General features: G+C 61.9%; 14 protein-coding genes. 9 read left to right on the forward strand and 5 right to left on the reverse strand.

Annotation, left to right across the window (positions count from 1 at the left end; translation table 11 throughout):
• The first annotated feature begins 88 nt into the window (after positions 1-88).
• From pstB to J7E36_RS02610, 4 genes are all read left to right on the forward strand, one after another.
• Positions 89-922: a phosphate ABC transporter ATP-binding protein PstB gene (pstB, locus tag J7E36_RS02595; protein WP_214999582.1), complete on the forward strand. Its 834-nt coding sequence runs from the start codon at positions 89-91 to the stop codon at positions 920-922.
• Positions 923-1,035: 113 nt separating this feature from the next.
• Positions 1,036-1,797 carry a phosphate signaling complex protein PhoU gene (gene phoU, locus J7E36_RS02600; RefSeq protein ID WP_214999584.1) on the forward strand — a complete coding sequence of 254 codons (762 nt, stop codon included), beginning with the start codon at positions 1,036-1,038 and terminating at the stop codon, positions 1,795-1,797.
• Positions 1,798-1,964: 167 nt separating this feature from the next.
• Positions 1,965-2,885, forward strand: a complete 921-nt coding sequence (locus J7E36_RS02605) for a response regulator (protein WP_214999586.1) — start codon at positions 1,965-1,967, stop codon at positions 2,883-2,885.
• 140 nt (positions 2,886-3,025) lie between these two features.
• Positions 3,026-3,922: a peptidoglycan DD-metalloendopeptidase family protein gene (locus J7E36_RS02610; protein ID WP_214999588.1), complete on the forward strand. Its 897-nt coding sequence runs from the start codon at positions 3,026-3,028 to the stop codon at positions 3,920-3,922.
• 114 nt (positions 3,923-4,036) lie between these two features.
• Here the strand turns inward: J7E36_RS02610 and J7E36_RS02615 are convergent, their stop codons facing one another.
• The 3 genes from J7E36_RS02615 to phoB all read right to left on the reverse strand — a co-directional run bounded on the left by J7E36_RS02615 (position 4,037) and on the right by phoB (position 7,625).
• Positions 4,037-5,377: a hemolysin family protein gene (locus J7E36_RS02615; protein ID WP_214999590.1), complete on the reverse strand. Its 1,341-nt coding sequence runs from the start codon at positions 5,375-5,377 to the stop codon at positions 4,037-4,039.
• Between the two features lie 123 nt (positions 5,378-5,500).
• Entirely contained in the window at positions 5,501-6,787 is a 1,287-nt protein-coding gene (gene phoR / locus J7E36_RS02620; RefSeq protein WP_231286326.1) for a phosphate regulon sensor histidine kinase PhoR, read from the reverse strand.
• A gap of 148 nt (positions 6,788-6,935) precedes the next feature.
• Positions 6,936-7,625 carry a phosphate regulon transcriptional regulator PhoB gene (phoB, locus tag J7E36_RS02625; RefSeq protein ID WP_003177195.1) on the reverse strand — a complete coding sequence of 230 codons (690 nt, stop codon included), beginning with the start codon at positions 7,623-7,625 and terminating at the stop codon, positions 6,936-6,938.
• Positions 7,626-7,777: 152 nt separating this feature from the next.
• On the opposite strand from phoB, the gene J7E36_RS02630 reads away from it, so the two are divergent.
• Positions 7,778-8,161: a COG4315 family predicted lipoprotein gene (locus J7E36_RS02630; protein ID WP_214999593.1), complete on the forward strand. Its 384-nt coding sequence runs from the start codon at positions 7,778-7,780 to the stop codon at positions 8,159-8,161.
• Positions 8,162-8,273: 112 nt separating this feature from the next.
• Here J7E36_RS02630 and ubiA read toward each other — a convergent pair whose 3' ends face one another.
• Entirely contained in the window at positions 8,274-9,164 is an 891-nt protein-coding gene (gene ubiA / locus J7E36_RS02635; RefSeq protein ID WP_214999595.1) for a 4-hydroxybenzoate octaprenyltransferase, read from the reverse strand.
• Positions 9,164-9,727 carry a chorismate--pyruvate lyase family protein gene (locus J7E36_RS02640; protein WP_231286325.1) on the reverse strand — a complete coding sequence of 188 codons (564 nt, stop codon included), beginning with the start codon at positions 9,725-9,727 and terminating at the stop codon, positions 9,164-9,166. Before J7E36_RS02640 ends, ubiA begins: the two co-directional genes overlap by 1 nt.
• A gap of 195 nt (positions 9,728-9,922) precedes the next feature.
• On the opposite strand from J7E36_RS02640, the gene J7E36_RS02645 reads away from it, so the two are divergent.
• From J7E36_RS02645 to J7E36_RS02660, 4 genes are all read left to right on the forward strand, one after another.
• Positions 9,923-10,090: a rubredoxin gene (locus J7E36_RS02645; protein ID WP_003177199.1), complete on the forward strand. Its 168-nt coding sequence runs from the start codon at positions 9,923-9,925 to the stop codon at positions 10,088-10,090.
• 37 nt (positions 10,091-10,127) lie between these two features.
• Positions 10,128-11,276: an NAD(P)/FAD-dependent oxidoreductase gene (locus tag J7E36_RS02650; RefSeq protein WP_214999600.1), complete on the forward strand. Its 1,149-nt coding sequence runs from the start codon at positions 10,128-10,130 to the stop codon at positions 11,274-11,276.
• 191 nt (positions 11,277-11,467) lie between these two features.
• Positions 11,468-11,743, forward strand: coding sequence for an HU family DNA-binding protein (locus J7E36_RS02655; RefSeq protein ID WP_003213368.1), 276 nt, complete (start codon positions 11,468-11,470; stop codon positions 11,741-11,743).
• A 477-nt stretch (positions 11,744-12,220) separates the two neighbouring features.
• Entirely contained in the window at positions 12,221-13,708 is a 1,488-nt protein-coding gene (locus J7E36_RS02660; RefSeq protein WP_214999602.1) for a SulP family inorganic anion transporter, read from the forward strand.

Here is a 13,708-nt window from a genome sequence, read left to right on the forward strand (position 1 = left end):
CGGTTCAAAGTCAAACCGAGTCGCCTGAATCGCGAGCAAGCTCGCTCCCACACAACCGAACCGAATTTGTTAGCACAGGGAGCCTCCCATGCAACACGAAGCACAGACACACGGCATCAACATGTCGGCCCTGGGTCGCGACAAGCAGAGCCTGAACCTGGCCCAGGAAACCGTCGCCATCGAAGTGCCCGGCCTGAGCCTGTTCTACGGCGAGAAGCAGGCGCTGTACGACGTCAGCCTGAACATCCCGAAGCAGCGCGTTACCGCGTTCATCGGTCCGTCGGGTTGCGGCAAGTCGACCTTGCTGCGCACCTTCAACCGCATGAACGACCTGGTGGACGGTTGCCGCGTCGAAGGTGAAATCAACCTCTACGGCAACAACATCTACCGCAAGGGCGAGGACGTGGCCGAGCTGCGGCGGCGCGTGGGCATGGTGTTCCAGAAGCCCAACCCGTTCCCGAAGACCATTTACGAGAACGTGGTCTACGGCCTGCGCATCCAGGGCATCAACAAGAAGCGCATTCTTGATGAGGCCGTGGAATGGGCGCTCAAGGGCGCGGCGCTGTGGGATGAGGTCAAGGACCGCCTGCATGAATCGGCCCTGGGCCTGTCCGGTGGCCAGCAGCAACGCCTGGTGATCGCCCGCACCATCGCCGTGGAGCCGGAAGTGCTGCTGCTCGACGAGCCGTGCTCGGCCCTGGACCCGATCTCGACGCTGAAAGTCGAAGAACTGATCTACGAACTCAAGTCCAAATTCACCATTGTCATCGTGACCCACAACATGCAACAGGCGGCGCGGGTTTCCGACTACACCGCGTTCATGTACATGGGCAAACTGGTGGAATTCGGCGACACCGACACCCTGTTCACCAACCCGGCCAAGAAGCAGACCGAAGACTACATTACGGGCCGGTACGGCTAGCGGCAGCTGCGAGCCGCAAGTTTCAAGCGGCAAGTAAAAGCAGTTCAGCGTAACGACACACATCAGCTTGCAGCTTGAAGCTTGCAGCTCACAGCTTTTGCGGAGCAAAACCCATGATTTCGAAGGAAGGCCTTACCCACCACATTTCCGCACAGTTCAACGCTGAGCTCGAGGAGGTGCGCAGCCACCTGCTGGCCATGGGCGGGCTGGTGGAAAAACAGGTCAACGACGCGGTCACCGCGCTGATCGAGGCCGACTCCGGCCTGGCCCAGCAAGTGCGCGAGATCGACGACCAGATCAACCAGATGGAGCGCAACATCGACGAGGAATGCCTGCGTATCCTGGCTCGTCGCCAGCCGGCGGCTTCCGACCTGCGCCTGATCATCAGCATCTCCAAATCGGTGATCGACCTCGAGCGCATCGGCGATGAAGCCACCAAGATCGCCCGTCGGGCCATCCAGTTGTGCGAAGAAGGCGAAGCCCCGCGCGGTTACGTCGAGGTTCGCCACATCGGCGACCAGGTGCGCAACATGGTCCGCGATGCGCTGGACGCCTTCGCCCGTTTCGACGCCGACCTGGCGTTGTCGGTGGCCCAGTACGACAAGATCATCGACCGCGAGTACAAGACCGCCCTGCGTGAACTGGCGACCTACATGATGGAAGACCCGCGCTCAATCTCGCGGGTGCTGAGCATCATCTGGGTGCTGCGTTCCCTGGAGCGTATCGGCGATCATGCGCGCAACATCTCCGAACTTGTGATCTACCTGGTGCGCGGTACCGATGTACGGCACATGGGGCTCAAGCGAATGAAAGAAGAAGTTGAAGGCATGCCGTCCGAAACTGCTAATGTTCCGGGCGAAACTGACGATAAGTAAGATTGCCAAGAAAAGCGCCCGGCCTTCTGGTCGGGCTTTTTTTTGGGTTTTTTTTAATCGAAAGCAGCACCCCGCGAACGAAAAGTCCCGGCGTGACTGAAGCTTTTAGGCAATGTGCCATTAGTAAAAGCGGTATGCTTGCCGGGATTTTTTAGAGGTGTATCTGGATGAGTAAGGTCAGTGTGTTGGTCGTGGACGATGCTTCGTTCATTCGTGACCTGGTGAAGAAGTGCCTGCGCAACTACTTTCCGGGCGTGCGTATCGAAGACGCGGTGAACGGCAAGAAAGCCCAGGCCCTGCTGGCTCGCGAGGCGTTCGACCTGGTGCTGTGCGATTGGGAAATGCCGGAAATGTCCGGCCTGGAGTTGCTGACCTGGTGCCGCCAGCAGGACAACCTCAAGGGCATGCCGTTCGTGATGGTCACCAGCCGCGGTGACAAGGAAAACGTGGTCCAGGCGATCCAGGCCGGCGTTTCCGGCTACGTCAGCAAGCCGTTCACCAACGAGCAACTGCTGACCAAGGTCAAGCAGGCGATGCACAAGGTCGGCAAGCTCGACACGCTGATGAGCAGTGCCCCGACCAAGATGAATTCGGCGTTCGGTAATGACTCCCTGAGCGCCCTCACCGGTGGCAAGGCTGCGCCGGTTGCTGCCGCTGCCGTTGCCGCCGCTCCAGCCGCTGCCGCACCCGCCCGTGGCTTGCTGAACAGCCCGCCCGTCAAGGCCCCCGCAGCTTCCGCGACGCTTGCCGGCAATCGTGGCCAGGGTCAGTTGCGCCTGTCCAGCGGCACCCAGCCCTGTGTGATCAAGGGCCTGAGCCTCAAGGAAGCCTTGTTGGTGGTCAAGCGCACCGAGACCCTGCCGCAAGTGCTCGAAAGCGCGGTGCTGGACATGGAGCAGGGCGACAACGCTGAAACCGCTCGTCTGAACGGCTACCTGCACGCCATCGTGGCCCACGAGCAGACCCCTGACAGCGAATGGCTGCAACTGACCTTCCGCTTCGTCGACAAAGACCCGCAGAAACTCGACTACATCTCGCGCCTGATCGCCCGCGGCACCGCCCAGAAGCACTTCGTGCCGGGTGCCTGATCCTCAGAGATCGTTCCCACGCGGAGCGTGGGAACGATCACCGCTCTGATCCAATTTTGAAACATCCGTCGACTACGCTGGTCCATCCCAGCTGCTAGGCTGCTGTGCAGGCCTTCATTCTTTCGACAGAACCTTTGCCCATGCTCGCGCCCCTGCTGTTCGCCTGCGGTCTTGTCCTGGCCTCCACCTCGGCCATGGCGATGACCATCTACAAATCCACTGACGCCAATGGCGTGGTGTCCTATAGCGACCGCCCCAGCCGGGGCGCCCAGGTGTTCGTGTTCCGCGACCGCATGGTCGAGCACCTGGAGCGGCAAGTCTTCCTCGATATCAAGAAGCAGAAGGGGGTGGACGCGGTGTTCGTGCGCAATGACTTGTACGCGCCGGTGGAGATCGAGCTGAGTTTCGCCGGCTTGCACAATGTGAGCGGGGCGCCGAGCCGGCCGATTCGTCGGGTGCTGCCGGCCCGCAGCAACTTGCGCCTGGCGTTGCTCACGGCCTCTCAGCCTGGAAAGCCGTTGGTGTACACCCCCAGGTTCGAATATTCCCTGGGCGACCCGGCAGACGCCGCGCAGGCCTATCGCTACCCGCTGCCATGGCGCGGTGGGCCGTTCCGGCTGAGCCAGGGCGCCAACGGCCAGTACAGTCACTATGGCCCGAAAAACCGCTACGCCATGGACATCGCCATGCCCGAGGGCACACCGATCATCGCGGCGCGCGGCGGCGTAGTGATCAAGACCGAGAACGAGCAGACCGGGCGTGGCGATGACCCCTCGGGCAACTTCGTACGAGTGTTGCACGATGATGGGACCATGGGCGTCTACCTGCACCTGCAGAAAGGTTCGGTGAGCGTGCGGGAAGGGCAGCGGGTGACGGTGGGCTCGCCGTTGGCGCTGTCGGGCAACACCGGCAACAGCTCGGGCCCGCACCTGCATTTCGTGGTGCAGCGCAACACCGGGTTGGGGCTGGTGTCGATTCCCTACCAGTTCAATCAACCGGTGGGTGAGCTGCCCAACTTTGCGTTGGGCAAGCAGTGATGTGTCGCGGGTACTGGCGCCTCCGCGAGCAGGCTCGCTCCCACATTGGAATGCAATCTCCCGTGGGAGCGAGCCTGCTCGCGAAGGGAGCGCCGCGGACCTGGAGTCAACGGTTCAACCGAGCATCAACACCTTCGCCAAAATGATCTTCGGCCCTTTCATCTTCTTGATGATGATCCGCAGGCCTTCGACTTCCAGCACTTCTTCCTCTTCCGGCACCCGCTTGAGGGTTTCGTAGACCAGCCCGGCCAGGGTCTCGGCCTCGACGTGGTCCAGGTCGATGCCCAGCAGGCGCTCGACCTTGAACAGTGGCGTGTCACCGCGAACCAGTAGCTTGCCTGGCTGGTAGGCGAGGATGCCGCGCTCGGCCTTGCGGTGTTCGTCCTGGATGTCGCCCACCAGCACTTCCAGCACGTCTTCCATGGTCAGGTAACCGATGATGTTGCCGTCGGCTTCTTCGACCACGGCGAAGTGCGAGCCGCCCTTGCGGAACTGCTCCAGCAGCTGCGACAGCGGCATGTGCCGCGACACGCGCTCCAGCGGCCGGGTCAGTTCGGCCAGGTTGAACGACTCCGGGATGTGATCCAGGGCCGCCAGTTCCAGCAGCAGGTCCTTGATGTGCAGCAGGCCGACGAACTCCTGGCGCTCGCTGTCGTACACCGGGTAGCGGCTGAACTTGTGGCGACGGAACATCGCCAGGATTTCCTTGAGCGGCGCGTTGAACTCCAGCGTCACCAGGTCTTCCCGGGAGTTGGCCCAGTCCACCACTTCCAGCTCGCCCATCTCCACGGCCGAGGCCAATACGCGCATGCCCTGGTCGCTGGGGTCCTGGCCGCGGCTGGAGTGCAGGATCAACTTGAGTTCTTCACGGCTGTAATGATGCTCATGATGCGGGCCGGGCTCACCCTGGCCGGCGATGCGCAGGATCGCGTTGGCGCTGGCGTTGAGCAGGTAGATCGCCGGGTACATGGCCCAGTAGAACAGGTACAGCGGCACGGCGGTCCACAGCGACAGCAGCTCGGGTTTGCGGATCGCCCAGGATTTGGGCGCCAGCTCACCAACGACGATGTGCAGGTACGAAATGATGAAGAACGCAGTGAAGAACGACACGCCCTTGATCACTTCCGGCGACTGGACGCCGACCGCGTCCAGCAGCGGTTCGAGAATGTGTGCGAACGCCGGCTCGCCGACCCAGCCCAGGCCCAGCGAAGCCAGGGTGATACCCAGCTGGCAGGCCGACAGGTAGGCGTCGAGCTGGCTGTGGACAGTGCGCAGGATATGCCCGCGCCAGCCGTTCTTGTCGGCGATGGCCTCGACCCGGGTCGAGCGCAACTTGACCATGGCGAATTCGGCCGCAACGAAGAAGCCGTTGAGCAAAACCAGGATCAGAGCAAAAAGAATCATGCCGAATTCGGCAAAGAGCGTAACGAGGGACAAGCCAGGGGAAGGGTCCATGATGGAGTTTTGCGGGTTCCGTAGGTGCGTGGAAATTGGAAATGAGCGCCTGAAAAGGCAGGCACAAGTCAGCCAATGTAGCGGCTGACTCGGCAGTTGCCTAGGGGGGAATGCCGGCCGGTATCAATCGGCCGGGCTGGCGAGGCGCGCACGAACCACTTGTGCCTGGGTGAAATGGCAGGTGAACGTGCTGCCGTGGCCGGGCACGCTGCTGATTTCCATGCGCCCGCGATGGCGCAGCAGGACATGCTTGACGATCGCCAGGCCCAGGCCGGTACCTCCGGTGTTGGAGTTGCGGCTGGAGTCGACGCGGTAGAAGCGCTCGGTCAGGCGCGGCAAGTGTTTGCTGTCGATACCGATGCCCGAATCGCGCACGCTCAGGTGCGCGCCTTGTTCGTCGCCCCACCAGCGCACATGGATCCGGCCTTGCTCGGGTGTGTACTTGACCGCGTTGAACACCAGGTTGGAAAACGCGCTGCGCAGTTCCGCCTCGCTGCCTTTGAGCTGCACGGCCGGGTCGGCTTCCAGGGTGATGGTCTGCTGCTTGGGGCCGGACAGCTCCTGGGCATCCTCGGTAATGGTCTGCAGCAGGTCGTCGATGGGCACTGGCTGGTTGTCCGACGGATAGTCGGTGGCTTCCAGCTTCGCCAGCAGCAGCAAGTCGTTGAGCAGGGTCTGCATGCGTCCGCCTTGCTGGTGCATCTGCTGCAAGGCCCGGCTCCAGCGCGGGTTCACGTCCTCGACGTTGTCGAGCAGGGTTTCCAGGTAGCCACAGATCACCGTCAGCGGCGTGCGCAATTCGTGGGACACGTTGGCGATGAAATCCTTGCGCATCTGTTCCAGCTGATGGATGCGCGTGACGTCGCGCACCAGCATCAGGTGCTCATTGTTGCCATAGCGGGTGATGTACAGCTGGATGCGCAGCCGGTCGTTGGTGGGCGAAGGAATTTCCAGCGGCTCGGCGTAATTGTCCTGCTCGAAATATTCCTTGAAGCGCGGATGGCGCACCAGGTTGGTTACCGGCTGGCCGCTGTCCTGGGGCGTCTTGAGGCCCAGCAGGGTCTCGGCGGCGCGGTTCCACCATTCCAGGTTGCCGTCGCTGTCGAGCATGATGACGGCGTCTTTCAACGCGGCGGTGGACTCCTGGACCCGGTCGATCACCGCTTGCAGGCGGCCGCGCACGCGCTGGTCGCGGCGTTGCAGGTGGTAGATGCTGTCGAATACCTCGCCCCACAGGCCATAGCCGTCGGGCGGGGCTTCGTCGGGTTGGTGCAGGCGCAGCCATTCATGCAGGCGGAGCAATTGCTTGAGGGTCCAGGCCAGGTACAACCCCAGGCCCGCCGCGAGGCTCCAGCCGTAATAGCCAGTGACGAGGCCGACGACCAGGCTGCCGGTCACCAGCAACAACATGTGGCGAATCAGGGTGCCATGCCAGTTTTGATTCACGGGGCTTCCTTCGGAAGCAGCTGAAAGCTGCAAGCTTCGAGCTGCAAGTTTGGAGCGGGTCGGTAGTGGCTCTTGCTTGCAGCTTGTAGCTTGAAACTCGTGGCTGCTTTTCTCATGCCTTTGTCGAAAAACGATAGCCGGTGCCGCGCACGGTTTGTACCAGATTCTCATAGGCATCGCCGAGGGCTTTGCGCAGGCGTCGGATGTGCACGTCCACGGTGCGCTCCTCGACATAGACGTTGCCGCCCCAGACCTGGTCCAGCAACTGCCCGCGGGTGTAGGCGCGTTCCTGGTGGGTCATGAAGAACTGCAGCAGGCGGTATTCGGTAGGGCCCATCTCGGCGGGTTTGCCGTCGATGGTCACGCGGTGGCTGATCGGGTCCAGCAGCAGGCCGCCGACTTCGATCGGCGCTTCACCGTCGGTCGGCCCGGCCCGGCGCAGCACCGCCTTCAGGCGCGCCACCAGCTCCCGTGGGGAGAACGGCTTGGTGATGTAGTCGTCGGCACCGACTTCCAGGCCCTGGATCTTGTTGTCCTCTTCGCCCTTGGCGGTGAGCATGATGATCGGGATATCCCCGGTCAGCTCGTCGCGCTTGAGCCGTCGTGCCAGTTCGATGCCTGACGTGCCGGGCAGCATCCAGTCCAGCAGGATCAGGTCGGGCTTGCGGTCGACGATGATGGCGTGGGCCTGTTGAGAGTTCTCTGCTTCCATGCAGTCATAGCCGGCCATCTCCAACGCAACGGCGATCATCTCGCGGATGGGCGCCTCGTCGTCGACGATCAGAATGCTCCTGCCAACCATGGGGTAATCCTCTTGTCATTTAACTGTCTTGCGCCGCATTAGATAACGGAAATATTGCAGTCGTGTGACAGTTATTTCATCGCCCGGCAGCGCGGAGGATCCTGGGCTAGACTTTTCAGTCCGAATCCTGACAACCACAAAAGAAGGTTTCCATGAATCAAATGACTGTTTCTTTCAAAGCCCTGCTGCTGGCGGCTGCCGTGGCTCTGCCTGGATTTGCAGTGGCTGCCGATCCTGCGATGGAGAAGAACGGCATGTTTACCGACCATAAGGGCATGACCCTTTACACCTTCGCCAAGGACTCGGCCGGCAAGTCGGTGTGCAATGACAAGTGTGCGGCCAACTGGCCTCCGCTGGTGGCTGAGGCGGATGATAAATCCATGGGTGACTGGACCGTGATCAAGCGTGATGACGGTTCAATGCAATGGGCCTATCAGGGCATGCCGCTGTACACCTTCGTGATGGACAAGAAGGCAGGAGACATGGAGGGCGATGGCAAAATGGACGGCGCCTGGAAAGTTGCCAAGGCCAAGTAATGGCTAAACCCATGTGGGAGCGAGCCTGCTCGCGATAGCGTTCTGTCAGTCGACATCCATGTTGGATGATAAATGGCTATCGCGAGCAGGCTCGCTCCCACAGGTTCGCCGATCAACGCAACCCATAATCCAGCACAATCCCGACGAAAATCGCCAACCCGGCCCAGTGGTTGTGCAGGAACGCCTGGAAGCAGCGCATCCGGTCCTTGCCCCGGGTGTACCAGAACTCCCAGGCAAAGCAGGCGGCGGCGGCCACCAGGCCGAGGTGGAACCAGCCGCCGAGCTTGAATTGCGACCCGGCCAGCAACAGGCAGCCCAGGGCCAGGCCTTGCAGCGTCAGAATGATCACCCGGTCGGCATCGCCGAACAGAATCGCCGTGGACTTCACGCCGATCCGCAGGTCATCGTCCCGGTCGGTCATCGCGTAGTAGGTGTCGTAGCCCACTGTCCACAGCAGGTTGGCGATGTACAACAGCCACGCGGCCGCCGGCAAATGGCCGGTTTCGGCGGTGAACGCCATCGGCATTCCCCAGGAGAACGCCGCGCCCAGCACCACTTGCGGGTAATAGGTGTAGCGCTTCATGAACGGGTAGGTAAACGCCAGCGCCAGCCCGCCCAGGGACAGCAGGATGGTCGGCGCATTGGTGCATAGCACCAACAGGAAACTCACGCCCATCAGCACGGCGAAGAACACCAGCGCTTCCTTCGAACTGATCTTGCCGCTCGCCAGCGGGCGCTGGGCGGTGCGTTTGACGTGACCGTCGACCTTGCGGTCGGCCCAGTCGTTGATCACGCAACCGCCGGCGCGGGTCAACACCACCCCGAGGACGAAAATCACGATATTGGCCAGGGACGGCGAACCTTCACCGGCCACCCACAGGGCCCACAACGTCGGCCACAGCAGCAGGTAAATGCCGATGGGCTTGTCCATGCGGGTCAGTTGCACGAAGTCCCAGGCCCGCGGGTTCAGGCGGTTCAGGGATTTGAGCAGTTGCAGGTACATCAGCAGTTCTCCGAATAGGCGCGGGCCACGGTCCACACCCGTGGCAGGAAGACTTCCGCCACCAGCACGCTCAGCGCGCCGCGGTCGAAACGCGAGCGGCGGCCCCACAGCTCACGACGGCGCACGTCTGCGGGCAACCACGCCTCGGGATAATGGCAAACCTCGATAGCGCGGCGCTGGAACGCCCGGTCACAAAACAGCAGCTCGCCCAGGGACCGGCTGCCCAGTTCATCCATATGCAAGCCATCGCCCTGCAACGCGCTGCGCGACGCCACGCTGCGGGCAAATACCCACGGCTCGCCATGGCCGCGCAGGTATACCTCGCGCACCCAGCCCTCGCTGCCTTCGGCCAGGTCCAGCGCAGCGCACTCATCGCTGCGCAACGGCTGCCAACCTTCGAACAACGGCGTCACGCTGAAATGGCCGTCCGAGAGATCCGTCAGCCGCCGGGTCAAGGAACCTTCGTCGAACAGCCAGTCGAGTACACCGGCATCGGGGCGGGGCGACAGCAGGTGCCCCGGCAGCCATTGGCGTGTAGGAAATAGCGAATTTATCGGCGGCACGGAGGTCTTGAATGGCAGCAAATGAGGCCGCGAGCTTACCATGCCGGTGGGGTGTTTTGACTGGCCTGGGTCGTCGTCGCGTCGATCCTGCTTGCATCTGGCGCAATCGATCAGTACAAAACGCCCTGAGCCGGAAGGGCGTCTCCATCACCCCACCAATACCGGCAACTGCCTGACACCTGAGGAAGTACCTGAATGAAGAAGTGGCAATGTATCGTCTGCGGCCTGATCTACAACGAAGCCGATGGTTGGCCGGATGACGGCATCGCTCCTGGCACCCGTTGGGAAGACGTACCGGCAGACTGGTTGTGCCCGGACTGCGGCGTCGGCAAGATGGATTTCGAAATGATCGAAATCAACTAAGCGTTTTCCCTGATCGTTTCCCCGGATGGAGAGCAACATGAGCGCACCTGTCGTCATCGTCGGTACTGGGCTGGCCGGCTACAACCTGGCCCGGGAGTTTCGCAAGCTCGACAGCGAAACCCCGTTGCTGCTGATCACCGCCGATGACGGTCGCTCCTACTCCAAACCCATGCTCTCCACCGGCTTTGGCAAGAACAAGGACGCCGACGGCCTGAGCATGGCTGAGCCGGGGGCCATGGCCGAGCAGCTCAAGGCCGAAGTGCGCACCCACACGCGCATCAGTGGCATCGACCCGGGTCACAAACGCCTGTGGATCGGTGAAGAGGCGGTGAACTACCGCGACCTCGTCTTGGCCTGGGGCGCCGAAACCGTGCGCGTGCCGGTGCAGGGCGATGCCGCGGACCTGATCTTCCCCATCAACGACCTGGAAGATTACGCGCGCTTCCGGGCCGCTGCCGCGGGCAAGCGCCGGGTGCTGTTGCTCGGCGCCGGCCTGATTGGCTGCGAGTTCGCCAATGACCTGATCCTCGGCGGCTATGAGGTGCAACTGGTGGCGCCGTGTGAGCAAGTCATGCCGACGCTGTTGCACCCGGCGGCCGCCGCAGCGGTGCAGGCCGGGCTGGAAAGCCTCGGGGCGCGTTTCCACCTGGGCCCGGTGCTCAATCGCTTGCAACGGGTGGATGACGGGTTGCAGGCGCACCTGTCCGACGGCCAGGTGATCGCCTGCGACCTGGTGGTCTCGGCCATCGGCCTGCGCCCGCGCATTGACCTGGCGGCTGCCGCTGGCCTGGTGGTCAATCGCGGCGTGGTCGTCGACCGCCACCTGAAAACCTCCCACGCCAACATTTACGCCCTGGGTGACTGCGCCGAAGTCGACGGTTTGAACCTGCTGTACGTCATGCCGCTGATGAGCTGCGCCCGCGCGCTGGCCCAGACGCTGGCTGGCAACCCTATCGCCGTCAGCTACGGCGCCATGCCGATTACCGTGAAGACCCCGGTATGTCCGCTGGTGGTGTCGCCACCACCGCGGGGCAGTGAAGGCGCCTGGAGCGTCGAAGGGCAGGGTGGCGATATCAAGGCCCTGTGCCGTGACGCCCAGGGCAACCTGCTGGGCTATGCCCTGACCGGCGCGGCGGTGATGGAAAAACTGGCGCTGAACAAGGAACTTCCGGCCCTGCTGGCGTAAATACGGGTCGTTCTGTCGCAAAAACCCTGCTTTTGGGCCCACAAACGTCGCTGCGACACTGGCGTCGCCTTCGGCCCCGTGCCATCCTCACTCCCGTCTGCCGCAGAGTAGAGCCTGCGGCGCCTTAGGGGTTGTTCCGAAGAGAACAGCACGGACATAACAACAAAAAAACCGTCAAAGGGGCTTCATTCATGCGTAAACCAGAACTCGCCGCCGCCATCGCGGAAAAGGCAGACCTCACCAAAGAACAAGCCAACCGCGTCCTCAACGCCGTCCTCGAAGAAATCACCGGCGCCCTGCATCGCAAGGACAGCGTCACCCTGGTGGGCTTCGGCACCTTCCTGCAACGCCACCGCGGCGCTCGCACCGGCAAAAACCCACAGACCGGCGAACCGGTGAAGATCAAGGCCAGCAACACCGTTGCCTTCAAGCCGGGCAAGTCGCTGAAGGACAGCGTCAATCCATAATGGCTGAGGGTTCCTCAGTGAGAGGGGCAGGTGGTAGCAAAAAAGGGCACGCCGATGGAGTCGGGTGCCTTTTTTTTCGGACTTAGGTTAATGGTGTGTGGGAGTAAGGCTTGCCCGCGATACCGGCGCGTCCATGCGGCCGCCAAGTTACCTTCTGGTCCGGGGTAGCCCATCGATCAGGGGGCGGGTCGCAATTGGCGAAAGCTTCGCTGTATACTCCCTGCGCCGCACACCCCTGAGCTACAGGAACAACAGCATGACTGTACGTCAAACGATCTACTGGCAGCCTACGCCGCCTTAGCGCTACGCCCCCTCGCAATACGTCGCTTCCGCCGGCTTCGCTCGCGGTGCGTGCTGCTGTATGCCCGGTTCCTACACCCAAAGCACACAGCCCATTCATTCCTCACAATTTGAACTCGTATCGACGCGCTCGCCATTTACCCGGCGTGTGTGCGGTGCATTGCCTTGGATATTCTTATGCTGCAATCACTCAAGCAAACGTGGCTTTCCAACGTTCGTGGAGACGTGCTGGCGGGGATCGTAGTCGCCCTGGCACTCGTCCCCGAAGCCATCGCCTTCTCGATCATTGCCGGCGTCGACCCGAAGGTCGGGCTCTACGCCTCGTTCTGTATCTGCGCCGTGATTGCCTTCGTCGGCGGTCGCCCCGGCATGATCTCGGCCGCTACCGGCGCCATGGCGCTGCTCATGGTCACCTTGGTAAAAGATCATGGGCTCCAATACCTGCTGGCGGCCACGCTGCTCTGTGGGGTTCTTCAAATCCTCGCGGGGTACCTGAAGCTGGGTTCGCTGATGCGCTTTGTCTCGCGCTCGGTGGTTACCGGTTTTGTGAACGCACTGGCCATCCTGATTTTCATGGCGCAGTTACCTGAACTCACCCATGTCACCTGGCACGTCTACGCCATGACCGCTGCGGGCCTCGCAATCATCTACTTATTTCCGTATGTGCCGAAGGTCGGCAAGTTGATCCCCTCGCCGCTGGTGTGCATCCTGACGCTGACTGCCGTCGCGATTTACCTGGGGTTGGATGTCCGCACCGTCGGTGACATGGGACAGTTGCCGGACACGCTGCCGGTATTCCTGTGGCCTGAAGTCCCGCTGAACGTTGAAACGCTTCGCATCATTTTCCCGTATTCGGCCGCCCTGGCCGTTGTGGGCCTGCTGGAGTCCATGATGACCGCGACCATCGTCGATGATCTGACTGACACCACCAGCAACAAGAATCGCGAATGCAAGGGCCAAGGCATTGCCAACATTGCCGCCGGGATGCTCGGTGGCATGGCGGGCTGCGCCATGATCGGCCAGTCGATCATCAACGTGAAGTCCGGTGGCCGTAGCCGTCTCTCCACCTTGTGTGCCGGTGTCTTTTTGTTGCTGATGGTGGTGTTCCTGGGTGAGTGGCTCTCCAGGATCCCGATGGCGGCGCTCGTCGCGGTGATGATCATGGTGTCCATCGGTACCTTCAGCTGGGACTCCCTGCGCAATCTGAAAAAGCATCCCCTGTCGACCAACCTCGTCATGGTCGCCACGGTCGTGGTCGTCGTGGCCACGCATAACCTGGCCTATGGCGTACTGGTGGGCGTGTTGCTGGCATCGCTGTTCTTTGCGAACAAGGTCGGACATTACCTCGACATCCAGAGCAGCCTTGAAAAGGCGGGATCGCACCGCACCTATCGCGTGGTGGGCCAGGTGTTCTTCAGTTCTGCGGACAAGTTCACCCAGGTCTTCGACTTCAAGGAAGCGCTGCGCAAAGTCACCATAGACCTGACCCAGGCGCATTTCTGGGACATCACTGCCGTCGCGGCGCTGGATAAAGTGGTCATCAAGTTCCGCCGTGAAGGTGCTGAAGTCATGGTGCTGGGCCTGAATGAGGCCAGCGCCACGATCGTCGACCGCTTCGGCGTGCACGACAAACCGGACGCCATCGACAAGCTCATGAGCCACTAA

It is taken from the genome of Pseudomonas fluorescens (genome assembly GCF_018614775.1).
Classification (GTDB): domain Bacteria; phylum Pseudomonadota; class Gammaproteobacteria; order Pseudomonadales; family Pseudomonadaceae; genus Aquipseudomonas; species Aquipseudomonas fluorescens_BY.